The following is a 22,182-nucleotide window of genomic DNA, read 5'->3' on the forward strand; positions in this document are numbered from 1 at the left end:
ATGTCTTGAACGCCTGGCTCCATGCGCGGACGCTTTCCCTGACAAACGTCCAGAGAAAGCGAGGGTCGCATGTCCGTCGACGTCCTTCTGCCCTCACCCGTGCCGGTGCGCTTCGTCGCCGAGGACGGCACGGCCGTCCCGCCGCCCACCGGCTACCGGGTGCCGGAGGGTGAGCGGCTGCTGGAGGGCTTCCGCCGGATGGTCGTGGGCCGCCGCTTCGACCGCCAGGCGACCGCGCTGACCAAGCAGGGACGCCTGGCGGTCTACCCGTCCAGCCGCGGGCAGGAGGCCTGCCAGATCGCCGGGGTGCTCGCCCTGCGCGACGACGACTGGCTGTTCCCGACCTACCGGGACTCCGTGGCGCTGGTCGCGCGCGGCCTCGACCCCGTCGAGGTGCTGACCCTGCTGCGCGGCGGCTGGCACTGCGGGTACGACCCCGCCGCCACCCGGGTCGCGCCCCAGTGCACCCCGCTGGCCACCCAGACCATCCACGCCGTGGGCATGGCCGACGCGCTGCGCCGCAAGGGCGAGGACGGCGTCGTCATGGCCTTCATCGGCGACGGCGGCACCAGCGAGGGCGACTTCCACGAGGCGCTCAACTACGCCGCGGTCCTGCGCGCGCCCGTCGTGTTCTTCGTGCAGAACAACAAGTACGCGATCTCCGTGCCGCTGGCCAAGCAGAGCGCCGCGCCCGCGCTCGCGTACAAGGGCATCGGGTACGGCATCCGCTCCGAGCAGGTGGACGGCAACGACCTGGTCGCGGTGCTGGCCGTCCTCGACGCGGCCGTCGAGCACGCGCGCACGGGCGGCGGCCCCTTCCTGGTGGAGGCCCACACGTACCGCATGGACCCGCACACCAACGCCGACGACGCCAGCCGCTACCGGGAGAAGCAGGAGGTCGAGCGGTGGGAGGCGGCCGACCCGCTCGCCCGCCTGGAGACCTACCTGCGTGAGCGCGGCCTCCTCGACGCCGACGCCGTCGGCGCGGCGCACGAGGCCGCCGAGAAGTTCGCCGCCCGGGTGCGCGAGGACATGAACGCCGACCCGGAGGCCGACCCGTTCGAGCTGTTCGAGCACGTCTTCGCCGAGGCCACGCCCCAGCTGCGCGAGCAGCGGGCCCTCCTGGCGTCCGAACTGGAGGACTGAGATGACCACGTCGAGCATGGCCCAGGCGCTGAACGCCGCGCTCCGGGACGCGCTGCGCGAGGACGAGCGCGTGCTCGTCTTCGGCGAGGACGTGGGCCCCCTGGGCGGCGTCTTCCGCATCACCGACGGGCTGACCAAGGAGTTCGGCGAGGAGCGGTGCTTCGACACGCCGCTGGCCGAGGCCGGGATCGTGGGACTGGCCGTCGGCCTGGCCATGGGCGGCTTCCGGCCGGTGATCGAGATGCAGTTCGACGCGTTCGCCTACCCCGCCTTCGAGCAGATCGCCTCGCACGTGGCCAAACTGCGCAACCGGACGCGCGGGCGGCTGTCGCTGCCGATGGTGATCAGGATCCCGTACGCGGGCGGCATCGGCGGCGTCGAGCACCACTGCGACTCCAGCGAGGCCTACTACGCGCACACGCCGGGCCTGAAGGTGGTGACCCCCGCGACGGCCGACGACGCGTACTGGCTGCTGCGCGACGCCATCGCCGACCCCGACCCGGTGATCTTCATGGAGCCCAAGCGCCTGTACTGGTCCAAGGGCGAGACGTCGGTGGAGGACCGGCGCGCGGCGGGGTTCGGGCGCGCGGCGGTGCTGCGCGAGGGCCGCGACGCGACGCTGGTCGCCTACGGGCCGACCGTCCCGGTGGCGCTGGAGGCCGCCGAGGCCGCGGCCCGGGACGGCCGCGACCTGGAGGTGGTGGACCTGCGGACGATCGTGCCGTTCGACGACGCGACCGTCGTGTCCTCCGTACGCAAGACCGGGCGCTGCGTGGTGATCCAGGAGGCCCAGGGGTTCGCCGGGGTGGGCGCCGAGATCGCGGCCCGCGTGCAGGAGCGGTGCTTCCACTCGCTGGCGGCGCCGGTGCTGCGGGTCACCGGGTTCGACATCCCGTACCCGCCGCCGATCCTGGAGCACTCGCATCTGCCGGACGCCGACCGCGTGCTGGACGCGGTGGACCGGCTCCAGTTCGACGACGAGCCCGATCTGCTGTACCTGGCCGGGGAGGCGTCATGACGCGGAACGTGTTCCGCCTGCCCGACCTGGGGGAGGGGCTGACGGAGGCCGAGATCGTCGACTGGAAGGTCGCCGTCGGCGACACCGTCGAGATCGACCAGATCGTGGTGGAGGTCGAGACGGCCAAGGCGGCGGTGGAGGTGCCCGTCCCGTACGCGGGGACGGTGCTGAGCCTGCACGCTCCGGCGGGGACCGTCCTGTCGGTGGGGGAGCCGCTCATCGAGGTCGGCCCGGCTGACGGCCCGGCGGACGGCGCGGGTGACGCGGAGGACCCGGCCGCGGCCCGCTACCGGGAAGAGGAACGCGCCGGATCCGGAAATGTCCTCATCGGCTACGGCACCGGGCACGCCCGCACCGGCCGTCGCCGCCGCGGCGGCTCCCGCCCGGCCCCCGCGCCCGCCGACCCGACGCCCGCCGGGCGCGATCCCCGGCCGGCTCCGGCGCCTGCCGAGCGGACGCCCGGCGTGCCGCACGCGCCGCGGGTGATCTCGCCGCTCGTGCGCAGGATCGCCCAGGATCACGGGCTGGACCTCGCCGCCGTCAGCCCCACCGGCCCCCGCGGCGTGATCCTCCGCCGCGACGTCGAACGCGCCATCGCCGACCGCGCCACGGCCTCGGTAGGCGGCGGGGCTGAGGCGGCGTCGGGCGCGGCCGAGACGATGGCCCGTACGGCTGAGACCGTGGCGGGCACGGCTGCCACGGCCCCGGGCGCGTCCGAGAGCGCCCCGCTGAGGACCGAGCGCATCCCCCTGCGCGGAGTGCGGCGGGCGGTGGCCGACAAGCTGAGCCGCAGCCGCACCGAGATCCCCGACGCCACGACCTGGGTGGACGCCGACGCCACCGGCCTGCTCGCGGTCAAGGACGCGCTCCGGCGGGACCGCCCGGAGCTCGGCATCGGCCTGCTCGCGCTGCTGGCCCGCATCTGCGTGGCCGGACTGCGCCGCTTCCCCGAGCTGAACTCCTCCGTCGACACCGAACGCGCCGAGATCGTCCGGCACGGCCACGTCAACCTCGGCTTCGCCGCCCAGACCGATCGCGGCCTGGTCGTGCCGGTGGTCCGTGACGCGCACCTGATGACGACCGCGCAGCTCGCCGCCGAGCTGACGAGGCTCACCGGCCTGGCCCGCGCGGGCACGCTGCCTCCGGCGGCGCTGACCGGCGGCACGTTCACGCTCAACAACTACGGCGTCTTCGGCGTGGACGGATCCGCCCCGATCATCAACCATCCCGAGGCGGCGCTCCTCGGCGTCGGCCGCATCGTCGACCGCCCCTGGGTGGTGGACGGCGCGGTCGTGCCGCGCAAGGTCACCCAGTTGTCCTTCACGTTCGACCACCGGGTCTGCGACGGCGGCGCGGCCGGCGGCTTCCTGCGCTTCGTGGCCGACTGCGTGGAGAACCCCGCCGTCCTGCTCGCCCACGTCTAGAAGGGAAGTGACATCAGGTGGTCGACGTACGCCCGTCCCTGCTCGACCTTCAGTCGTACGTGCCGGGACGCAAGTCGCCCGGGGCCGTCGTCCTGGCCAGCAACGAGTGCCCGTACGGCCTGCTGCCCGGCGTCGCGGCCCGCCTGGGCGAGCTGACCGGCGGGCTGTCCCGGTACCCGGACATGGGGGCCACCCGCCTGCTGGAGGCGCTGGCCGCGCGGCACGGGGTGAGCCCCGACCGCGTCGCGGTGGGGGCGGGCTCGTCGGAGGTCTGCGGGCAGATCCTGCACACGGTGTGCGAGCCGGGCGGCGAGGTGGTCTTCGGGTGGCGGTCGTTCGAGGCGTACCCGATCCTGACCACGGTGGCCGGCGGCGTCCCCGTGCGGGTGCCGCTGCGCGACCACGTGCAGGACCTGAGGGCCATGGCGGCGGCCATCACCCCGCGGACCAGGCTCGTGTTCGTCTGCAACCCGAACAACCCGACCGGCACGCCCGTCGGCGAGGCCGCCCTGCGCGCCTTCGTGGACCGGGTGCCCGGGCACGTGCTGGTCGCCGTGGACGAGGCCTATCACGAGTACGCCGATCCGTCCGTCGTGCCGGACGCGCTCGCGCTCTTCGGCGACCGGCCGAACGTCGTCGTGCTCAGGACGTTCTCCAAGGCGTACGCGCTGGCCGGGCTGCGGGTCGGCTACTGCGTCGGACCGCCGGAGATCATCGCCCAGGTCCGCAAGACGCAGACGCCCTTCAGCGTGAGCGGCCTGGCGCAGGAGGCGGCCGTCGCGGCGCTCGGGGAGCAGGAGGAGGTGGACCGGCGGGTCGCGCGCACCGTCGAGGAGCGCGACCGCGTCACCGCCGGGCTCCGGGCCCTGGGCTACGACGTGCCGCCCTCCCAGGCGAACTTCGTGTGGCTTCCGCTCGGGCGGGACAGCGTGCCCTTCGCCGACCACTGCCACGGCAACGGGGTCATCGTCCGGGCGTTCCCGGGGGAGGGCGTGCGCGTCACGGTGGGTCTGCCGGAGGAGAACGCGGCGTTCCTGGCACTGGCCGGGACCTGGCGGAAGGAGAGGTGACCCGGCGGGCTCAGGCCAGGGCCGGGATCTCGATCCGGGTGCGGTCGCCGGGGTCCACCAGGCAGGGGAGCACGGCGCCGCCCCGCTCCAGGCGTTCCCCCGTGGACGAGGTGAGCCGGGCCGTGCGCTCGATCTCGTACGGGCTGCCGGCCTTCGGGGTCACGCGGAGCCGCAGCCGCCAGACGTAGCGTCCGTTGAGCTTGTCGGACGTCTGCTCGGCCCCCAGGACCGCCGCGTCGCACGGCGTCGCGGCGGCGCGCTCCTCCGGCGTGAAGGTCCGCAGCCCGGCCGATTCCAGGCTCGCGAACGAGAGGGAGCCCATGGCGAGCATCCCCGCGGCCAGGAGCACGAACGACGCGCTGACGTACGCCCCGACCCGGGTGTGCGGTTTGCGGCGCAACACGAGGAACAGCACCGCGGCCACGATCACCGCGATGACGGCCGCTGCCCCGAAGACGATCGACGCCATCCTGCTTCCTCACGCTTGTCGTCCTTGCCTGATGCGGTAGTCGAGCAGGTGCCGCTTGCACGGCGGCTGCAACCCGCATGTCGAGGACCGCCGGCGCGAAGGTGGGGGTTCCCTCGGGGAGCCGTCGGGGGCATCCCTGATGCGGGTCAGGGGATCACCGGACAAGATTGACCGACATGAAGATCATCGCGATCGCGGGCGGGCTGCTGGCCTCGGCAACGCTGCTGAGCGGGTGCGGCCTGGGCGCCATCGCCCATCCGGACAACAAGGACACCGTCACCTACCAGGTCAAGGACAAGGTGCAGAAGCTCCAGCTCAGGAGCGGGAGCGGGGACGTGGTCGTCACCGAGTCGGACGCGCCGTACGTCAGCGTGACCGAGACGCTCTACTGGAACAACGACAAGCCGCGGACCGGGCACAAGGTGGCCGGCGACACGCTGTCGTTGTCCTACGACTGCCAGAGGTCGTGGGGCTCCTGCGGGGTGGACTACAAGGTGGAGATCCCCAAGGGGCTGCAGGTCGACCTGGACGCCGGTTCGGGCGACATGACGCTCCGGTCACTGACCGGCCCGCTGGACCTCACGGCCGACTCCGGCGACATCGTGGGCAACGGCCTGGGCGGCAAGAAGGTCGTCGCGGCGGCGGAGTCGGGCAACATCAACCTGAGATACGCGGCCGCGCCGGACAGCGTCGAGCTGTCGGCCGACTCGGGCGACGTCGCGCTCACCGTTCCCGACGGCGCCTACGACGTGAGCACCAAGGTGGATTCCGGTGACGAGCACATCTCGGTCAAGGACGACAACTCCTCGCCGCGCAAGCTCTCGCTGACCGCGGACTCGGGAGACATCACGGTGTCGGCCGGCTAACCGTCCAGCAGGCGGTGGGTCGACTGCCGCTGGCGGGCGGCGGCCTCGCCGAGGAAGTCGACGATCGCGGCCAGTTCCCGATCGTCGTAGCGGGTGACGAGCTCCGTCAGCGACGCCACGTAGTCGTCGAACAGCGGGGCGAGCGCGGCAAGCCGGTCGGGGACGGTTTCCACCAGCACGCTGCGCTTGTCCTCGGGATTGCGGACGCGGCGGGCGAACCCCTTGCGTTCCAGGCGGTCGATCAGCCCGGTCACCGAGGCCGGAGCCAGACCCGAGTGCTCGCCCAACTGCCGCGCGGTCAGCGGACCCAGGCGCTCCAGCAGGTCGAGGGCCTTCTCCTCGGTGGCGGTGAGGCCCTGGTGCGCGGCCAGGGCGGTGTGGAACATCACCGCCGCGTTGCTCAGCTCGCGCCCCGCCGTGAAAAGCCGTCCCAGCAACTCGTCCCGGTCCGTCATGACGCCAGGATACCTACTTTGTTCGGTCGAACGAAACACTTGACCGCCGCCCGGCGCGCCGTTTATGTTTCGTACGGTCGAACGAAATAACTGGCGGAGGTGCGCGATGCGAGTGCTCATCATCGGCGGCGGGGTCGCGGGGACCGTGGCCGCGCTGGCCGCCCGGAAGGCCGGCTTCGAGCCGCGGCTGTTCGAGGCGTACGACGAGAGCGCGGGCCTGAACCACGGCGTCTACCTGACCGTCGCCGTCAACGGCGTGGACGCGCTGCGCGCGGTGGACGCCCACCGCGTCGTGCTGGAGGCGGGGTTCCGCTGCGGCCGCATCCAGTTCCGCAGCGGGAGCGGCAAGCACCTGGGCTCGGTCCCGCTGGGCCCGACGCTGGAGGACGGCGCCGCCACCCACACGATCCGCCGCGCCGACCTCTACCGCGGCCTGTACAGGCTGGCCGCCGACCGCGGCATCCCCATCCAGCACGGCAAGCGCCTGACCGGCGCCGAGAGCCTGCCCGGCGGCGGCGTCCGCGCCCACTTCGCCGACGGCACGAGCGCCGAAGGGGACGTGCTGATCGGCGCGGACGGTGTCCACTCGGCCACCCGCACCGCCATCGACCCGGCCAACCCCGGCCCCCGCTACACCGGTCTCGGCAACACCGGCGGCTTCACCCGTACCGCGAACGTCGACGCCGAGCCCGGCGACTACGTGATGATCTGGGGCCGCGACTGCTTCTTCGGCTACACCGTCGCCCCCGACGGCGAGCTGTGGTGGTTCGCCAACCCGCCCGCCGGCCGGGAGCCGTCCCGCGCCGACCTGCGCCGCCTGACCACCGCCGACCTCAAGGCGCGGCTGGTCGAACTGCTGGCCGTCGACGACAGCCCGGCCGCGCAGATCGTCCGCGACACCGCCGGCGACTTCGGCCTGACCAACCAGTACGACCTGCCGACGGTCCCCACCTGGCACAACGGCTCCATGGTGGTGATCGGCGACGCCGCCCACGCGGTCTCCCCGTCCTCGGGCCAGGGGGCGTCCCTGGCCGCGGAGGACGCGGTCGTCCTGGCCCGGTGCCTGCGCGACCTGCCCACCGTGCCCGCCGCCCTGGCCCGCTACGAGTCGCTGCGCCGGGAGCGCGTGGAACGCATCGTCAAGTGGGGGGCCGGCATGAACAACACCAAGAAGCAGGGCCTCGTCGGGCGCGCGCTCCGCGACCTGGCCCTCCCGCTCATCCTCCGCAAGGCCGACGACCCCCGGGAGATGGAGAAGATGAGCTGGATGTTCCGCCACCACATCGACTGGAGCCACACGGTCCGGCCTTGACGGGCTCCTCGAGGCCGTCATCGGCCAGTAAAGTGATCATGATGATGGACACCCGGCTGGCCGCCCACCGTGACGTCTCCACGGTCATGGCCCGCTACGACGACCGGCACCTGGCCGAACTGCTCGAACGGGAGGCCGTGCCCCTCGGCACCGGCATCGGCGGGGCGTCCGCGCGGCTGGAGGTCGGCGGCATCCCGGTCTTCGTCAAACGCGTCCCTCTCACCGAGCCCGAGCTGCGCCACCCGCACTCGACCGCCGACCTGTTCGGGCTGCCGCCCTTCTGCCAGTACGGCATCGGCTCGCCCGGCTTCGGCGCCTGGCGCGAGCTGGCCGCGCACACGATGACCACCCAGTGGGTGCTGACCGGCCGGTTCCCCGGTTTCCCGCTGCTGTACCACTGGCGGGTGCTGCCCGACGCCGAGCCCGCCCCGCTGTACGGAGACCTGGCCGACATTAGCTGGACGGGCTGCTCGCACGCCTGGCCGAGGCCGGGGTCCACCCGCTCACCGGAGAGCCGATCACGATGTCGGGGCACGGGGACTGGGACGGGGCGCGGCTCGTGTACGTCCTCGATCCCGACCGCCACGTGGTCGAACTGATCCAGTTCGCCGCGCGGAGGTAGGGGTCCGGGCACGGCGCCGGTTCCACCGTGCCGGCGCCACGGGGGCAGGCGGGGGAGGAGCTCCGCGAGCCGCATGAGGCCCGGCAGCGGGATTCGGCGGCGGCTTTCGTACACTCGGCGGTCATGACAGAACGATGGCCCTTCATCCACCACGTCACCTTCATCGCCGCGGACCTCGAGGCGAGCACAAGCTTCTACACCGCCGCGCTCAAGCCTCTCGGTGTTGTCGGACAGGCGGCCGACGGCGGAGCGGAGTTCTGGGAAGAGGAGTCGGACACGCCCTCCTTCGGTCTGTATCCCGTGGGCGACGCCACGGCGACCCGGGGCGCGCACATCGCCTTCACCGCCCGCGACCGGGCCGCGGTCGACGCCTTCTACGCGGCCGCGCTGGCGGCCGGCGGCAGGTCCCGGCACGAACCCCGGCTCTGGCCCGAATACCGCGCCTATTGCGCGTTCGTCGATGACCCGGACGGCAACAACGTCGAGGCGGTGTACAAGGAGCAGGCGTAGGGCCGGCGCCGGGCGGTGATCGCGGCGGTGGCGCGCCCACGCCTGGGCCGTGACGAGACGGCTGATCGCCGCCCGGGCCGTGGTCGACGGTGTTCCACCTGCCCGTCGCCGCCTCGGCGACGCGCTCTCCCGAGCCGCGCCGGCCGATCATGGGCGTACCTGCACCCCACGTGCCGGAGCGAACCGCGATCAGCGGGACTCCCGCACCAGCATTCCGTACCGATCCAGGTCGAAGGCCACTCCCTGGGGAGGTCCGGTTGTCAAGTGGGCGCGTGCCCACTATGGTGGGCGCATGCCCACTATGCCGCAAGAGCAGCCCCAGCCGTCCGTGAACCCGCCCCACAAGGCCAGGCAGATGGCCGAATCGTTCGGAGTCGACGCCGAGCGCTACGACCGGGCCCGGCCCGGCTATCCCGATGACCTGGTGCGGCGGATCGTGGCCGCCAGCCCCGGCCCCGACGTCGTCGACGTCGGCTGCGGCACCGGCATCGAAGCCCGGCAGTTCCTGGCGGCCGGCTGCACGGTGCTGGGGGTCGAGCCGGACCCGCGGATGGCCGAGTTCGCCCGCACGACCGGGGTCGAGGTCGAGGTGGCCACGTTCGAGGAGTGGGACGCCGCCGGGCGCACGTTCGACGCGGTGGTCGCCGGACAGTCCTGGCACTGGGTGGAGCCGGTCGCGGGCGCGGCCAAGGCGGCTCAGGTGCTGCGGCCCGGCGGGCTGCTGGCGGCGTTCGCCCACGCCTACGACGCTCCGGCCCCGATCATGGAGGCGTTCACCGCCGTGATGCGGCGCGTGGTGCCCGACTCGCCGTTCAGCGGCGGGCCGCCGAGGCCGGCCCAGGAGATCTACCAGCGGATGTTCGACACGTTCGCCGAGGGCATCCGGCAGGCCGGCGCGTTCGGCGAGCCGGAGCAGTGGCGCTTCGACTGGGAGCGGCGCTACACCCGCGACGAATGGCTCGACCTGCTGCCCACCACCGGCGGGCTCACGCGGCTCTCGCCGGAGCAGTTGGCCGAGGTGCTTGAAGCGGTCGGGGCCGCCATCGACGCGGAGGGAGGCGGCTTCATCATGCCGTGCACGACCATGGCGGTCGTCGCGTCAGTGAAGCCCTGAGCGCTGCTCAGGTGTCGTCAAGGGTGGCGAGGTGGGCCGTGACGTCGTCGGCGAAGCGGGCCAGCAGGCGGCCGAGGTCCTCGCGGTCCCGCGCGGACCAGTGGGAGATGGCGCCGGTGAACCAGCCGATGAGCGTGCGCGCGTAGCGGTCGGCGGCCGCCTTGCCCTTGTCGGTCGGCTCGATGTAGCTGACGCGGCGGTCGTTGGGGTCGCCGATGCGGCGTACCAGGCCGCGGCGCTCCAGTTGCTGGACCTGCCGCGTGACGTGCGGCTGGACGAGCTGCATCTTCTCCGCGATCTCGCTGATCCGCAGCGGCCCGCCGGTCAGGTGGATGGAGACCAGGACGGAGAAGGCCGGCCGGTCCACGTCGATCCCGGCGCTCTCCATGGCGTGCTCGGTCAGGCGGCCGCGGCTGATGGCGTTGCTGAGCTGCGCGAGGTGGGGCATCACGGCCAGCACCTCGTCGCCGTCCCCGCCGGGGGGAGTGTCGGGTTCAGCGCTCATCGTGGCTCCCAGTTGCATACTTAAAACATGTATCTATATCGTGGGGACCGTGGCGGGGCCCACGGCCCCACCACGCCCGCGATAAGGATACCTAAAGCATGCATCTATTGCTGCCGCGGGCCTTTCCAGGAAGGATCCCCGATGAAGCGCACGATTCTCATCTCCGGGGCCAGCATCGCCGGCCCGTCGCTCGCGTACTGGCTGCACCGCTACGGCTTCGAGGTCACCGTCGTGGAGAAGGCCTCCCACCTGCGCGGGGGAGGGTACGCCATCGACATCCGCGGCACCGCCCGCGACGTCGCCGAACGCATGGGCCTGCTGCCGCGTCTGCGGCGGCTCCACGTGGACACCCGCCGGATCACCTTCCTCGACGCCGACGGCACCGTCCTCGCCGGCCTGCGCCCCGAGACCTTCACCGGCGGCGCCGAAGGGCTCGACCTGGAGGTACGCAGGGGCGACCTGGCCGACTGCCTCTACGACCTGGTCCGCGACAAGGTGGAGTTCCTGTTCGACGACTCCATCGCCACCCTCGACGACCGCGGCGGCCACGTGGAGGTCACCTTCGACAGCGGCCTCCGGCGCGCGTTCGACCTGGTGATCGGCGCCGACGGGCTGCACTCCAACACCCGCGCCCTGGCCTTCGGCCCGGAGGAGCGCTACCACCGCTATCTCGGCTTCTGCTTCGCCGGCTTCACCATGTCCAACGACCTCGGCCTCGCGCGCGAGGGAGTGCTGTGGAACGTTCCGGGCCGGGCCGCCGCCCTCTACGCGCACGAACCCGGCGAGCCGATGCACGGCTTCCTGACCTTCGCCCGGGACGAACCGCCGTTCACGGCCTTCCGCACCCCGCGGGCGCAGCGCGACCTCGTGGCTTCGACGTTCCCCGACACGGTGTGGGAGATCCCCCGGATGGTGGCGGCGATGCGGGCCGCCGACGACCTGTTCTTCGACGTCGTCAGCCAGATCCACATGCCCGCCTGGTCCACCGGCCGCGTCGCCCTGGTCGGCGACGCCGCCTACGCGACGTCGTTCATGTCGGGCCAGGGGTCGAGCGTGTCGCTGGTGGGGGCGTACGTCCTGGCCGGCGAGCTGGCCACCCACGACGACCACGCCACGGCCTTCGCCGCGTACGAGAAGACGGTCCGCGGCTTCGTGGAGCGCAACCAGGCCCTCGCGACGGAGGGCGGCGGCGTGGTCGCCCCGCGCACCCGGCAGCGCCTCGACGCGCGCAACGCGATGTTGCGCGGCCGGACGGCGCTGCCGTCCGGCGCCGAGGGCCGCGCCGCGAACACCGCCCTCGTCCTGCCCGGCTACGAGCACGCGCTCGGGAGCTGACCCGCGGCCGCGCCGCCCGGTCGCCTCAGGTCAGCGGTCTTCCATGTCCCGGTACCGCTTCGCCGCCGCCAGCGCGGCGCGCATCGTGTCCGCGGTGACGGTCCGGCCCGGCCCCGGGTCGGCTCCCTGCCCCAACGTCGCGGCCAGGCTGTGACCCTCGCTGAAGTACGGCTCGCTGTAGGCCGGCGTGTCGCGCTGGAAACGCCAGCCCTCGGCGAGCGGACCGGCGTCGAGCACGTCGAAGCCGATCGAATCGAGGAAGGCGGCGACGGCCCGCTTGGCCTCCGCGTCGTCGCCGGCGATCGGGAGCACCGTCCGTCCGGCGTCGCCCCCGGGCCGGGCCAGCTCGCCGAGGTGCGCGTACAGGATGTTGTTCATCGCCTTGACGACGCGTGACTCGGGCAGGTGGGCCTGGAGCAGCTCGCTGGTCGTGGTGGTCTCGTCGTCCAGCTCGGGGACGCGGTCGTCCCGCTCGGGGTAGTAGTTGTTCGTGTCGATGACGACCTTGCCGCGCAGCGGTTCGACCGGCACCGTGCGGTAGGCGTGCAGCGGGATCGTCACCACGACGATGTCCCCGGCGGCCGCCGCCTCGGCCGGTGTGGCGGCCCGGGCGTGCGGGCCCAGCTCGGCGACCAGGTCGGACAGGCTTTCGGGGCCTCGCCGGTTGCTCAGGACGACGTCGTGTCCGGCGGCGACGGCCAGCCGGGCGACGGTGCCGCCGATCAGTCCGCTGCCGATCAGTCCGATGGTGCTCATCTCGGTGCTTCCTTCGTTCGTCGGTTCGTCCCTTCCTCAGTTCGTCCGTTCCCGGCGAGCGGCGGCCCCACCGTGCCGGAGCCGGAGGGCCCCGGCGACCGCGTCGTCACGCCCGGCGCGAGGGGCGGCGTCCGTGTCAGCTCGGCGACGGTCCGGTGTCAGCGCGGCCGGCGATGGTGGACGCCATGAACGGTTCAGTGAGCCTGAGCCGGTTGAGGAGAGGAACGACCATGGCGCACACCGTCACCAAGCTGCCGACCGAGCGGCGGCCCGGCTGTCCCTTCGACCCGCCCAAGGAGCTGATCGAGGCGCGCGAGCACGGCCCGATCAGCCACCTGGCCTTCCCCGACGGACACGAGGGCTGGCTCGTCACCGGCTACGACCTGGTCCGGGCGGTCCTGGCCGACTCCCGGTTCAGCTCGCGCCGGGAGCTCATGCGCCATCACCCGCTGGTCGACTACGGCGACATCGAGGTCCCGCCGGCGCCGCCCGGCGAGTTCCTCCTCATGGACGACCCGCAGCACAGCCGCTACCGCAGGCCGCTGGTGGGCAAGTTCACCGTCCGGCGGATGCGGCAGCTCACCGAGCGCGTCGAGCAGGTCACCGCCGAGCACCTGGACGCGATGGAGCAGGCCGGGCCGTCGGTGGACCTGGTGACCGCGTTCGCCAGGCCGATCCCCGCCGTCGTCATCTGCGAGCTGCTGGGAGTGCCGTACGAGGACCGGGGCGCGTTCCAGGAGAACATCGACACGTTCCTCGGCGGGGAGGTCGGCGACGAGGAACTCCTCGCCGCCTACACCGCCACCCAGCAGTACCTCGCGGAGCTGGTGGCCGCCAAGCGCGCCGACCCCACCGACGACGTGCTCAGCGACCTCATGGACAGCGACCTGACCGACGAGGAGCTGCGCGGGATCGCCCTGATCCTGCTGTCGGCCGGGTTCGACACCACCGCGAACATGCTGGCCCTGGGCACCTTCGCGCTGCTGCGGAACCCGGAGCAACTGGCGGCGCTGCGCGCCGAGCCCGCGCTCACCGACGGGGCCGTGGAGGAGCTGCTGCGGTATCTGACCGTCGCCAAGCAGTTCACGAGGGTCGCGCTGGAGGACGTCGAGCTGGGCGGCCAGAGCGTCAAGGCCGGCTCGACGCTCATCCTGTCCTACGCCACCGCCAACCGCGACCCCGAGCGCTTCACCGACCCGCACACGCTCGACGTGCGCCGGCAGGAGGGCGGGCACCTGGCCTTCAGCCACGGCATCCACCAGTGCCTGGGCCAGCAGCTCGCCCGCGTCGAGCTGCGCGTCGCGCTTCCCGCGCTGTTCGACCGGTTCCCCACGCTGCGGCTGGCCGTGCCGGCCGACGAGGTCGCCCTGCGCCCCGAGACCGCGGACATCTACGGGGTCAAGAGCCTCCCGGTCACCTGGGACGCGTGAGCGCCCGTCACCCCAGCTTCCCCAGCCGCACGGCCCGCTTGAGGAAGACGACGCCGTCGATCAGGTCGAGCTGGGCGGCGTTCAGCGGGAAATAGGCGAAATCCTGGGAGACGCGGGGGGCGGGCTCCGTGACGGCCTCGGCCAGGCGGCGGGCGTCGACGAGCGCGTGGTCCCACGGAAGTGTGGACAGGACGCCCTCGACGGTGTCGGGGGACGGGACGTCGTCGCCGGCCGTGCCGAGGGCCGAGGCCAGGAAAGCGTACCGGTCGCCCAGGTACGTCGCGGCGATCGCCCCCGCGCTCCACCACTCCAGCCGCTGGTCGCCGAACGACATCGAGGTCCTGTTCCGCTGCAGGTGCAGGTTGCTGGCGAAGATCAGGGCGGGGCCGCGCCCGGCGACGGCGCGCAGGTTGGCGGCCATCATCGCGTCGCGCAGGGCCGACAGCCGGGTCCACCGCTCCGGGGACGCGTCGGCCATCCAGTAGTGGTAGCGGAGCAGGCCGACGGCGGTGCGCCCGTACAGTTCGGCCAGCTCCCGGTCCTCCGCGCTCAGTTGCGGCGCCTGCGTGTCGAGCAGCGCCACCAGGTCGTCGGCGATCAGCCGCAACCGCTGCGCCTCGGCGGACCGGCCGATCGACTGGGACGGGTCCATGGCCGTGGCCTCGTTCGACCACCGCTCGTCCGGGCCGAGCAGCTCGTCGAGGGTCTCCCGGGTCACCACGCCGGAGGGGAGGGGGCCGTCGAGCAGGTCGTAGAGGGAGGTGAGCGCCTGGCGGGGGCTCGCGGCCCAGTACTCCAGCGGCCCGTCGAAGCCGAAGAACCTGAGCTTGTCGTCATGCTGCTCGTTGTAGGCCCGCATCCAGCGGACCAGCTCGCGGTTGGCCGGTGAGGTGCCGAAGCGGTGGCTGAAGCCGCGTTCCATGACGTCGTCGAGCGTGCCCTCGCCCGTCGCGATGTAGTGGTCCACCACGAGGCCCATGAGGCAGTCGCTCTCGAGGGCGAACGACCGGTAGCCCTCGTGCTCGACCAGATGCCGGAACAGCTCGTTGCGCAGTTCGCCCAGTTCGTCCACGAAGTGCCGGGCCTCGCCCAGGCCGAGCAGCAGGGGCTTGGCGGGGAGCGAGCGCAGGAAGGCCGAGACGCCCGCGCCGTCGAGCGGCCGGGCTGTGTCCTTGATGTCCATGCCTTCAACGGTATCGTTGAACTTTCGGTGGAGACTTTGCCCTGGAAATCGCCCGTTTCCCCTCATGAACCCTCAATCAGCGTGGGAAAGCCCCAGATCACGCACGTCGATGCCGCCGGACAGCTCGGCCGTGATTCGGCGCACCTTGTCGGCCGCGAGGTGTCATGACGAACGTGGGGACCTGGCGTACGCCGAGACGGGCCACGCGTTCCTCGTCGGCCCGGACCGCCGAACACCCCCATGCCGACGACGACGTTGACCGCGTTGCTCATCGTGAACAGCGGGCCGGCGAACAGCCGCGGCGGCAGCAGCGCCGAGTCGCCCATCCGCCCTTCGACCAGGACGAACCCCAGCAGCCCCGCGACGCCCACACCGATCAGGGCGAGCGTGCGCGGCGACGTCCAGCCCCAGCCGGAGCCCTGCTCGGCCACGATCAGCAGGGGCGCCAGTCCGAGCAGCAGCGTCGCGGCGCCGCCGTAGTCGACGCGGTGATCGGTGCGGGTGTGCGGCAACCGGTAGAGGGAGCATGTCGGCCAGGATCGCGAACGCCGGACCGCGGGCCAGGTCGGCGGGCACGGGGAAGGCGGTCGCCCGTGCGGTGGGCCCGGAGATCGCCGGGTCCGCCGGCGATCAACGCTCCTTGATCACGCCCGGAGACGCTGCGGCTCGGGCGACAGGGCCTCGACCAGGTCGCGGATGATGCCGCGGTGATCGCCGGCCCGCCACGCGAGGGCCAGCACGCTCGGGGACAGACCCGTGACCGGGATGGTCATGATCCCCGGCCGCCGGTAGATCTCGGCGTTGCCCTCGGCGAGCAGCACGATGGTGCCGCCCGCCTCCAGCGCCGCGAAGGTCTCCTCGGCGTTCGTCACGGTCGTGCAGACCACCGGCGGCCGCCCGCCGCGCTCGTCGGTCGCGAGCCAGTGGTCGCGCAGCGGGCCGGCGCTCTCGGGGAGCGCCAGGAAGTCCTCGTCCAGCAGCTCGGCGAAGCCGACCTCGTCCCGCCCGGCCAGCCAGTGGTCGTCACGGAACGCGACCCAGCGCGGCTCGCGGGCCACCACCCGGACGTTGAGATCGTCCTGACCGGGGAACGGCAGCCACACGAACGCCACGTCCACCTCGCCCTCGGCCAGGCCCGCCGTGGGGTCGGTCCAGTTGACCTGGCGCAGCCGCAGGTCGCAGCCCGGGCGGCGGCCGGTGAACCGTTCGCGCAGCGTCGCCAGGAGGCCGCGTCCGACGCTCGTCGACATGCCCATTGTCAGCCGCGCGGCTTCGGAGGCGGCGGCGTCGCCGACGGCGCGCTGCGCCTCGTCCCACTGCTGGAGCAGCTCGCGGGCGGCCGGCAGCAGCGCCTCGCCCGGCGCGGTGAGCCGCACGGTGCGCTTGTCGCGGTCGAACAGCCTCACCCGCATCAGCTCTTCGAGCTGGCGTATCTGCTTGCTGAGCGTCGGCTGCGCGATGAACAGGCGCTCGGCCGCGCGGGTGAAGCTGAGCTCCTCAGCCACGGTCACGAAATACCTGAGGTCACGCAGATGTGCATCCATAGCCGCTGGCTATTACAGCAGATATTGGACGTGCGGCGAAGGTCGGCGCCACGATTGCGGCATGAGCACCACGGACGATCGCCTGGCGATCATCGAGACCTGCACCCGCATGGCCTGGCACGCCGACCAGCGCGAATGGGACCGCCTGGCCGGGATCTTCGCGGACTCGGTGACCCTGGACTACACCAGCCTGAACGGCGGCGAGCCCGCCGTGCTGACGCCGGCGCAGATCGTCGGGGCCTGGTCGGGCCTGCTCGGCGCGTTCGACACCACGCCACCGCGACCCCGCACACCACCGCCAGCAGCAGTTCCGTCCTCCGGTTCACGGGCATACCCCCCAATTGGTTTCAGTTGGCAACTGATCGGAGAATGGGCCAGAATGGTTTCATAACGCAACTTGTTGGAGGGGTGATGGCACGCGACGACACCGACGGGCGCGGCCCCGCGTGGACGGACCCGGGCTGCCCGGTCGCCCGCACGGTCGATCTGGTCGGCGACCGGTGGAGCCTGCTCGTCATCCGCGACGCCATGGACGGCGCCCGCTCGTTCACCGACTTCCAGCAGCGCACCGGCATCGCCCGCAACATCCTCACCGACCGGCTCCGCAGGCTGACCGCGCACGGCCTGCTCACCCAGGTCGAGGCCCCCTCGGGCAGACGCAGGCTGTACGCGCTCACCGAGGCGGGCAAGGACCTGTTCCCCGTGATCGTCACGCTGCGGCAGTGGGGCGAGCGCCACGCCTTCGAGGCGGGGGAGACGCATTCGGTGCTGGTCGACGGCGACGGCTCCCGCGTGCCCGACCTCCTGCCCGTGGCGGCGGACGGGTCACCGCTGACGAGCGACACGACCTCGGTGCGCCGGCCCGCCTGACCTCCGCGCGCGGGGCGCGGTCAGGCGACCAGGCGCAGCCAGGCCGCCGCGAGGGCGGCGTGCCCGGCCGGCGTCGGGTGCACGCCGTCCTCGGACCAGTGCTCCGGACCGGTCGTGGCGGCGAGCCCGGCGAACATGCCGTCGGCGGCCAGCAGGTGCGCGCCGTACCTGCCGGCGAGCTCCCGCACGGCCTGGATCTTCGGGTCCAGGTCGGCGCGCCACTCCTTCCGGACCTCGGCGCCGAGGCGCATGTCGCCGACCTCGACCTCGCCGCTGACCGGCAGGAGGAACGGCTCGATGAGGACCAGCTCGGCGCCGGCCTCGGCCAGCGGGGCGAGCAGGCGGTCGTAACCCGCCGCGAAGTCCTGCGCGGAGATCGGGTGGCCGTCCGGGTCGTACGTGTGCCAGCCGACGTCGTTCATGCCGACGAGGATCGACACCACGTCCGGGCGCGCGTCGAGCACGTCCGCCCGCCAGCGGGCTTCGAGGTCCATCACCTTGTCGCCCGCGACCCCGGCGTTCAGCCAGGTCACGGACCGGTCCGGGTGCCGGAGGCCCCATTCGCCGGCGACGCGCAGCGGGTAGCCGAACCCGAGGCCGTCCTCGCTCTCCAGCCGCCGGCAGTCGGTGATCGAATCGCCGGCGAACACCACGGTGCCGCCCGGTCGGAGAGTGATCGTCGTGTGCGCTCCCAAGGACTCGGTCGAGGACTGCTTCAGGACGCCGGGTGGCCGAACCAGCGGGCGGCGGCCCGCTCGAACGCCTCCCGGTCGGGGTCGCGATCGCCCGCCCAGGCGACCACGCCGTCGGGCCGGACGAGCACGGCGCCCAGGCCGAGGTCGTTCCGCGCCGGGCCGGCCGCGTACCGCACCCGGCCCGCCCAGCCCAGCGCCGCATCGCGCAGGCGCCGGTCGCCGGTGAAGTCGAGGACGACGCCGAGCCCGTCGCTCATCAGCTCGCCGAGGCGGGTGCCGTCCTCAAGGCGGAAGTCCGGGGCGTCGCGCCCGGTCAGCGGCTGGTCGCCGCCGAGGTCGTGACGGATCGTCGAGCCCGAGGTCCGGCCGAACACGTACGTCGCTCCGTCGCGGGTCCCGATCAGGTCGCGGACCACCGCCTGGATCGCCTGGGCGTGCGGGTCCGGCTTCATGACCGCCGACTGGGCGCGCGTCCAGTCGAGAGCCTGGGCGCCGAGCGGACGGCGCTCGTCGGTGTAGGTGTCGAGCAGCCCGTCCGGCGCGTGCCCGCGCACGGTCGCGGCGAGCTTCCAGCCCAGGTTCATGGCGTCGCCGATGCCGAGGTTGAGTCCCTGCGCCCCGAGGGGGGGACGGCGGCGTACGGGTGGCGCTCTGCCTGGAGACCGGCGACCTGGCCGGCGCGGAGCAGGCGCTGACGAAGGCGTACGCGGCGGCGCTGGAGACCCGGGACCTGCCGATCCTGGCGCTGGTGGCGGTGAACGCCGCCGCGCTGGCCGAGGCGCGGGGACGGCATCGCGAGTCGGCCGTCCTGCTCGGCGTCGCCTCCCGGCTGCGCGGCGCGCACGACCGCACCGACCGTCAGGTCCGCGAGCTCACCCGCCGGGGGCGGGCCGTGTTGGGCGAGGAGGCGTTCGCCGCGGCGTACGGCGAGGGCTGGGAGCTGGACCGGACGGCGGCGGTCACGGCCGCGGGGGCGGCTACGCGGACAGCCGATCCAGCCATTCCGTCAGCAGGCGCTGCTCGGCGCGGCTGAGGACGTCCTGGTCGGGCAGTGCGGCGCGCAGGGCACGGGCGGCACCGGCGGGGCCCTGCTCCTGCACGGCCGGTTCCCGGGTGGTGACGGCGGTGATCATCGCTTCGCGCATGGCGTGGAGGAGGGCGGGATCGCGCTGGGGCTCGGGCAGGGACAGCCAGGTCAGGACGGCGCCGCGGGCGGTGGCTTGGATGATCTGGGCCGCGAGGTCCTCCTCGACGCGCAGCAGGCCCGCGACGGCCAGCCGGCGGATGCGCGCCATGAGGATGTCGAGGCCGAACCGGAAGACCGTGGTGGACCTGGCGGGCTCGCCGTACATCAGCCCGTACAGCGCGGGGTTGGCCAGTCCGAACTCGACCGCGACGTCCCAGCCGGCGCGTAGTTCCCCGATCGGGTCCTGCGGGTCGGGGTCGATGTGCTTGGCGGCCAGAAACCGGGTGAGGCCGTGTTCGGCCACGGCGTCGAGCAGGCCCTCCTTGTCGCCGAACAGCCGGTACAGGGCCGGGGGTTGCAGTCCGGCCGCGTCGGCGACCGCGCGGGTGGTGAGCGCGTCGCGCCCCCCGCGTTCCAGCAGGTCGATCGCGACGTCGATGATCCGGCGGCGGGTCTGCTCGCGCGCTGTGGCGCTGGGCTCCGCGGGGTTCGGGTCAACCGGCATGTACCGATGATAACGCCGGTCGAGTACCAGGGGAATTATCAGCGTTAACAGACATATGCTCACATCGTTAGTAACGGTGATAACGTGACTTCCCATCCATTGGAAACACCAGTGCGAGGAGCGTCACCATGGCCGACCGTCTGCGGATCATCGGAGTGGAAGAGACCGTCGTCGTGCCCGCCGTTCACGAGGCGTACCGGCGGGCCGGATCCCCACAGATCCCCGCCCGCGGCTTCGGCGACGGCCCGATCGCCCGGAACCTGCGCGAGGCCGGTGAGCGGCGGCTGGCCCACATGGACGACCAGGGCATCGACGTCGCCGTGCTGTCCCTGTCGTCGCCGGGTGTGCAGGACCTGCCGGAGGCCGACGCGATCGCGGTCGCCCGTGAGGCCAACGACCAGCTCGCGGAGATCGTCGCCGCGCGCCCCGACCGCTTCCAGGCGTTCGCGGCGATCCCCACGCAGTCGCCGGCCGCGGCCGCGGCCGAGCTGGAGCGCGCGGTGGGCGAGCTGGGCTTCCCCGGCGCCATGCTGTACGGACGCACCGGGGACAAACTGGCCGACCACCCGGACAACGACGAGCTGTACGCCACCGCCGAACGGCTCGGGGTGCCGCTGCACTTCCACCCGCAGACGCCCGTCCAGCCGGTGATCGACGCCTACTACTCCGGCATCGGCCCGATCGGCACGCCGCTGGCCGGAGCGGCGATCGGCTGGTACTACGACCTGGGCGTGCAGTACCTGCGCATGATCTTCTCCGGTGTCTTCGACCGGTTCCCCGACCTGCAGGTGATCGCCGGGCACTGGGGCGAGGTCGTCCTGTTCTACCTCGACCACACCGGGTTCTTCGCGGAGGCCGGCGACCTTCAGCGGCCGCTCGCGGACTACTTCCGGCAGAACTTCTGGGTCGCGGGCAGCGGCACCAACAGCCCCCGCTACCTGCGCTGGACCGCCGAGGTCATGGGCACCGACCGGATGCTGTACTCCACCGACTACCCCTTCACCTACGGCTTCCGCCCCGGCGGCTTCCCCTATGTCGACACCAGCGGCGGCGCCGCCCGTTCCTTCCTGGAGCAGGCGCCCTTCACCGACGAGCAGAAGGCCGACATCGCGCACCGCAACTGGGAACGTCTCACCGCCCGGCCGGCGCCGGTCACTCGTCGTGAGCGGCCCGCGCGGTGACGCGTTCGATGGCCTTGACGGCGACGTCGGGCTGGTCGACGTAGATGTAGTGGCCGCTCTTGTCGGCCGTGCTCAGCTCGGCGCCGCCGGACAGCGCGAGCCATGCGCGCTGGCCCGCGGCCCACGCCCGCTCCAGGCGCGGCCCGTACTCGGGGACGGCCGCGAGGTACGGCTTCCCGTGCCGGATCACCGCCACCGGGATGTCCCCGGCGGAACGGACCTCGCCGTCGGTGACGGCGAGTTTCTCCGGGTTCTCCCCCTTGAACATCGCCAGAGTCTGCGCGCGCAGCTCGGCCGCCGGGCCGGTGGCGGACTCGGGGATCGCCTTCGTGATGTCGGCCGCCATGGTGGGCGGGGTGGCGTCCATCAGCACCAGCCCCTTGATCCTGTCCCGGTGGTCGGGGGCGTACCTGGCGGCGATCAGGCCGCCCAGCGAGTGCCCGGCCAGCACGACCGGGCCGTCACCGGCGACGCGGTCGAGCACCCCGGTCAGGACCTTCCCGGTGCCGGCGATGTCCTGGGGGCCGTCGGGCCGGTCGCTCGCGCCCGCGCCGAGCCGGTCGTAGGAGCAGACCCGGTTCCGCTCGCTCAGCGTCTTTTGAATCGCGGCCAGCTTGTCCAGCCCGTCGCCCGCCCCGTGCATCAGGACGATGACCGGCCGGCCCTTCTCCGGGCCGCCCGAGCAGGACACGTTCACCGACCGGCCCGCGACAGCGATCTTCTCGGTCCCGGAGATCGGGGCGGGACCGGCCGCCTTGGTGGCGGGGGCCAGGGGGTCCCAGTTCTCCATCGCGTCGCCGTCGCAGCCGGCGGCCCCCGCGCCGAGCACGGCGCAGCACAGTGCGGCCACAACGGATGTCCTGGTCCTGCGGAGCATGAGGTCCTCCAGTGAGGGAGTCGGCGCCGGGGTGACGCGTACGGCGGCGCGGCGAGAAGGAGCGGGGATGGGCCGTAACGCTACGGATCGGGCGCCGCGGGATCGTCCC

26 protein-coding genes are annotated in these 22,182 nt (G+C 72.7%); 15 read left to right on the forward strand and 11 right to left on the reverse strand.

Annotation, left to right across the window (positions count from 1 at the left end):
- The first annotated feature begins 69 nt into the window (after positions 1-69).
- The 4 genes from pdhA to hisC are packed head-to-tail and all read left to right on the forward strand — an operon-like array spanning position 70 to position 4,658.
- Positions 70-1,146: a pyruvate dehydrogenase (acetyl-transferring) E1 component subunit alpha gene (gene pdhA / locus HD595_RS38270; RefSeq protein WP_253777910.1), complete on the forward strand. Its 1,077-nt coding sequence runs from the start codon at positions 70-72 to the stop codon at positions 1,144-1,146.
- A 1-nt stretch (position 1,147) separates the two neighbouring features.
- Positions 1,148-2,164: an alpha-ketoacid dehydrogenase subunit beta gene (locus tag HD595_RS38275; RefSeq protein ID WP_253777912.1), complete on the forward strand. Its 1,017-nt coding sequence runs from the start codon at positions 1,148-1,150 to the stop codon at positions 2,162-2,164.
- Positions 2,161-3,588 (forward strand): dihydrolipoamide acetyltransferase family protein, encoded by a 1,428-nt coding sequence (locus HD595_RS38280; RefSeq protein WP_253777914.1) that lies wholly within the window; start codon positions 2,161-2,163, stop codon positions 3,586-3,588. The genes HD595_RS38275 and HD595_RS38280 overlap by 4 nt, the downstream gene beginning before the upstream one ends.
- Before the next feature lie 17 nt (positions 3,589-3,605).
- A complete protein-coding gene (gene hisC / locus HD595_RS38285) occupies positions 3,606-4,658 on the forward strand; it encodes a histidinol-phosphate transaminase (protein ID WP_253777916.1) in 1,053 nt (350 codons plus the stop codon).
- Positions 4,659-4,668: 10 nt separating this feature from the next.
- Here hisC and HD595_RS38290 read toward each other — a convergent pair whose 3' ends face one another.
- On the reverse strand, positions 4,669-5,127 hold the full coding sequence (locus HD595_RS38290) for a hypothetical protein (protein WP_253777918.1): 459 nt from the start codon (positions 5,125-5,127) through the stop codon (positions 4,669-4,671).
- Between the two features lie 176 nt (positions 5,128-5,303).
- Between HD595_RS38290 and HD595_RS38295 the strand changes: the two genes are divergently transcribed.
- Positions 5,304-5,993 carry a DUF4097 family beta strand repeat-containing protein gene (locus HD595_RS38295; RefSeq protein ID WP_253777920.1) on the forward strand — a complete coding sequence of 230 codons (690 nt, stop codon included), beginning with the start codon at positions 5,304-5,306 and terminating at the stop codon, positions 5,991-5,993.
- Here the strand turns inward: HD595_RS38295 and HD595_RS38300 are convergent.
- Positions 5,990-6,448 carry a MarR family winged helix-turn-helix transcriptional regulator gene (locus HD595_RS38300; RefSeq protein ID WP_253777922.1) on the reverse strand — a complete coding sequence of 153 codons (459 nt, stop codon included), beginning with the start codon at positions 6,446-6,448 and terminating at the stop codon, positions 5,990-5,992. The two genes, HD595_RS38295 and HD595_RS38300, sit on opposite strands and share 4 nt — an antisense overlap.
- Positions 6,449-6,554: 106 nt before the next feature.
- On the opposite strand from HD595_RS38300, the gene HD595_RS38305 reads away from it, so the two are divergent.
- The 4 genes from HD595_RS38305 to HD595_RS38320 all read left to right on the forward strand — a co-directional run bounded on the left by HD595_RS38305 (position 6,555) and on the right by HD595_RS38320 (position 10,006).
- The gene (locus tag HD595_RS38305; protein ID WP_253777924.1) at positions 6,555-7,760 is read left to right on the forward strand and encodes an FAD-dependent oxidoreductase; all 1,206 of its coding nucleotides are present in this window, start codon (positions 6,555-6,557) and stop codon (positions 7,758-7,760) included.
- Between the two features lie 38 nt (positions 7,761-7,798).
- Complete coding sequence (locus tag HD595_RS38310) at positions 7,799-8,359, forward strand: hypothetical protein (RefSeq protein WP_253777926.1); 561 nt, start codon at positions 7,799-7,801, stop codon at positions 8,357-8,359.
- A gap of 146 nt (positions 8,360-8,505) precedes the next feature.
- Positions 8,506-8,892, forward strand: a complete 387-nt coding sequence (locus HD595_RS38315) for a VOC family protein (RefSeq protein ID WP_253777927.1) — start codon at positions 8,506-8,508, stop codon at positions 8,890-8,892.
- A 292-nt stretch (positions 8,893-9,184) separates the two neighbouring features.
- Positions 9,185-10,006 (forward strand): class I SAM-dependent methyltransferase, encoded by an 822-nt coding sequence (locus HD595_RS38320; RefSeq protein ID WP_253777929.1) that lies wholly within the window; start codon positions 9,185-9,187, stop codon positions 10,004-10,006.
- Between the two features lie 7 nt (positions 10,007-10,013).
- On the opposite strand, the gene HD595_RS38325 is transcribed toward HD595_RS38320, so the two are convergent.
- Complete coding sequence (locus HD595_RS38325) at positions 10,014-10,511, reverse strand: MarR family winged helix-turn-helix transcriptional regulator (RefSeq protein WP_253777931.1); 498 nt, start codon at positions 10,509-10,511, stop codon at positions 10,014-10,016.
- Between the two features lie 141 nt (positions 10,512-10,652).
- Here HD595_RS38325 and HD595_RS38330 point away from each other — a divergent pair, with 141 nt between their 5' ends.
- Positions 10,653-11,846, forward strand: coding sequence for a Rossmann-fold NAD(P)-binding domain-containing protein (locus tag HD595_RS38330; protein ID WP_253777933.1), 1,194 nt, complete (start codon positions 10,653-10,655; stop codon positions 11,844-11,846).
- 30 nt (positions 11,847-11,876) lie between these two features.
- Here HD595_RS38330 and HD595_RS38335 read toward each other — a convergent pair whose 3' ends face one another.
- Complete coding sequence (locus HD595_RS38335) at positions 11,877-12,602, reverse strand: NADPH-dependent F420 reductase (protein WP_253777935.1); 726 nt, start codon at positions 12,600-12,602, stop codon at positions 11,877-11,879.
- Positions 12,603-12,832: 230 nt separating this feature from the next.
- Here HD595_RS38335 and HD595_RS38340 point away from each other — a divergent pair, with 230 nt between their 5' ends.
- The gene (locus HD595_RS38340) at positions 12,833-14,032 is read left to right on the forward strand and encodes a cytochrome P450 (RefSeq protein WP_253777943.1); all 1,200 of its coding nucleotides are present in this window, start codon (positions 12,833-12,835) and stop codon (positions 14,030-14,032) included.
- 7 nt (positions 14,033-14,039) lie between these two features.
- Here HD595_RS38340 and HD595_RS38345 read toward each other — a convergent pair whose 3' ends face one another.
- The 3 genes from HD595_RS38345 to HD595_RS38355 form a co-directional block, all read right to left on the reverse strand.
- Positions 14,040-15,215, reverse strand: a complete 1,176-nt coding sequence (locus HD595_RS38345; protein WP_253777945.1) for an erythromycin esterase family protein — start codon at positions 15,213-15,215, stop codon at positions 14,040-14,042.
- Positions 15,216-15,277: 62 nt separating this feature from the next.
- Positions 15,278-15,727, reverse strand: a complete 450-nt coding sequence (locus HD595_RS38350) for a hypothetical protein (RefSeq protein ID WP_253777947.1) — start codon at positions 15,725-15,727, stop codon at positions 15,278-15,280.
- A gap of 132 nt (positions 15,728-15,859) precedes the next feature.
- Positions 15,860-16,759: a LysR family transcriptional regulator gene (locus tag HD595_RS38355; protein WP_253777949.1), complete on the reverse strand. Its 900-nt coding sequence runs from the start codon at positions 16,757-16,759 to the stop codon at positions 15,860-15,862.
- Between the two features lie 61 nt (positions 16,760-16,820).
- Here HD595_RS38355 and HD595_RS38360 point away from each other — a divergent pair, with 61 nt between their 5' ends.
- Positions 16,821-17,150, forward strand: a complete 330-nt coding sequence (locus HD595_RS38360; protein ID WP_253777951.1) for a nuclear transport factor 2 family protein — start codon at positions 16,821-16,823, stop codon at positions 17,148-17,150.
- A gap of 20 nt (positions 17,151-17,170) precedes the next feature.
- Entirely contained in the window at positions 17,171-17,629 is a 459-nt protein-coding gene (locus tag HD595_RS38365; protein ID WP_253777953.1) for a winged helix-turn-helix transcriptional regulator, read from the forward strand.
- A gap of 20 nt (positions 17,630-17,649) precedes the next feature.
- On the opposite strand, the gene HD595_RS38370 is transcribed toward HD595_RS38365, so the two are convergent.
- On the reverse strand, positions 17,650-18,324 hold the full coding sequence (locus HD595_RS38370; protein WP_253777955.1) for an SGNH/GDSL hydrolase family protein: 675 nt from the start codon (positions 18,322-18,324) through the stop codon (positions 17,650-17,652).
- Between the two features lie 20 nt (positions 18,325-18,344).
- The gene (locus HD595_RS46370) at positions 18,345-18,908 is read right to left on the reverse strand and encodes an aromatic-ring hydroxylase C-terminal domain-containing protein (protein WP_301309707.1); all 564 of its coding nucleotides are present in this window, start codon (positions 18,906-18,908) and stop codon (positions 18,345-18,347) included.
- A 59-nt stretch (positions 18,909-18,967) separates the two neighbouring features.
- On the opposite strand from HD595_RS46370, the gene HD595_RS38380 reads away from it, so the two are divergent.
- Entirely contained in the window at positions 18,968-19,357 is a 390-nt protein-coding gene (locus HD595_RS38380) for a hypothetical protein (RefSeq protein WP_253777957.1), read from the forward strand.
- Here HD595_RS38380 and HD595_RS38385 read toward each other — a convergent pair.
- On the reverse strand, positions 19,302-20,015 hold the full coding sequence (locus HD595_RS38385; RefSeq protein WP_253777959.1) for a TetR/AcrR family transcriptional regulator: 714 nt from the start codon (positions 20,013-20,015) through the stop codon (positions 19,302-19,304). The two genes, HD595_RS38380 and HD595_RS38385, sit on opposite strands and share 56 nt — an antisense overlap.
- 128 nt (positions 20,016-20,143) lie before the next feature.
- Here HD595_RS38385 and HD595_RS38390 point away from each other — a divergent pair, with 128 nt between their 5' ends.
- A complete protein-coding gene (locus HD595_RS38390; RefSeq protein WP_253777960.1) occupies positions 20,144-21,196 on the forward strand; it encodes an amidohydrolase family protein in 1,053 nt (350 codons plus the stop codon).
- Here HD595_RS38390 and HD595_RS38395 read toward each other — a convergent pair.
- Positions 21,168-22,073 (reverse strand): alpha/beta fold hydrolase, encoded by a 906-nt coding sequence (locus HD595_RS38395; RefSeq protein WP_253777962.1) that lies wholly within the window; start codon positions 22,071-22,073, stop codon positions 21,168-21,170. The genes HD595_RS38390 and HD595_RS38395 overlap by 29 nt on opposite strands.
- Between the last annotated feature and the right edge of the window lie 109 nt (positions 22,074-22,182).

Source organism: Nonomuraea roseoviolacea subsp. carminata (assembly GCF_024172185.1).
Lineage (GTDB): Bacteria > Actinomycetota > Actinomycetes > Streptosporangiales > Streptosporangiaceae > Nonomuraea > Nonomuraea roseoviolacea.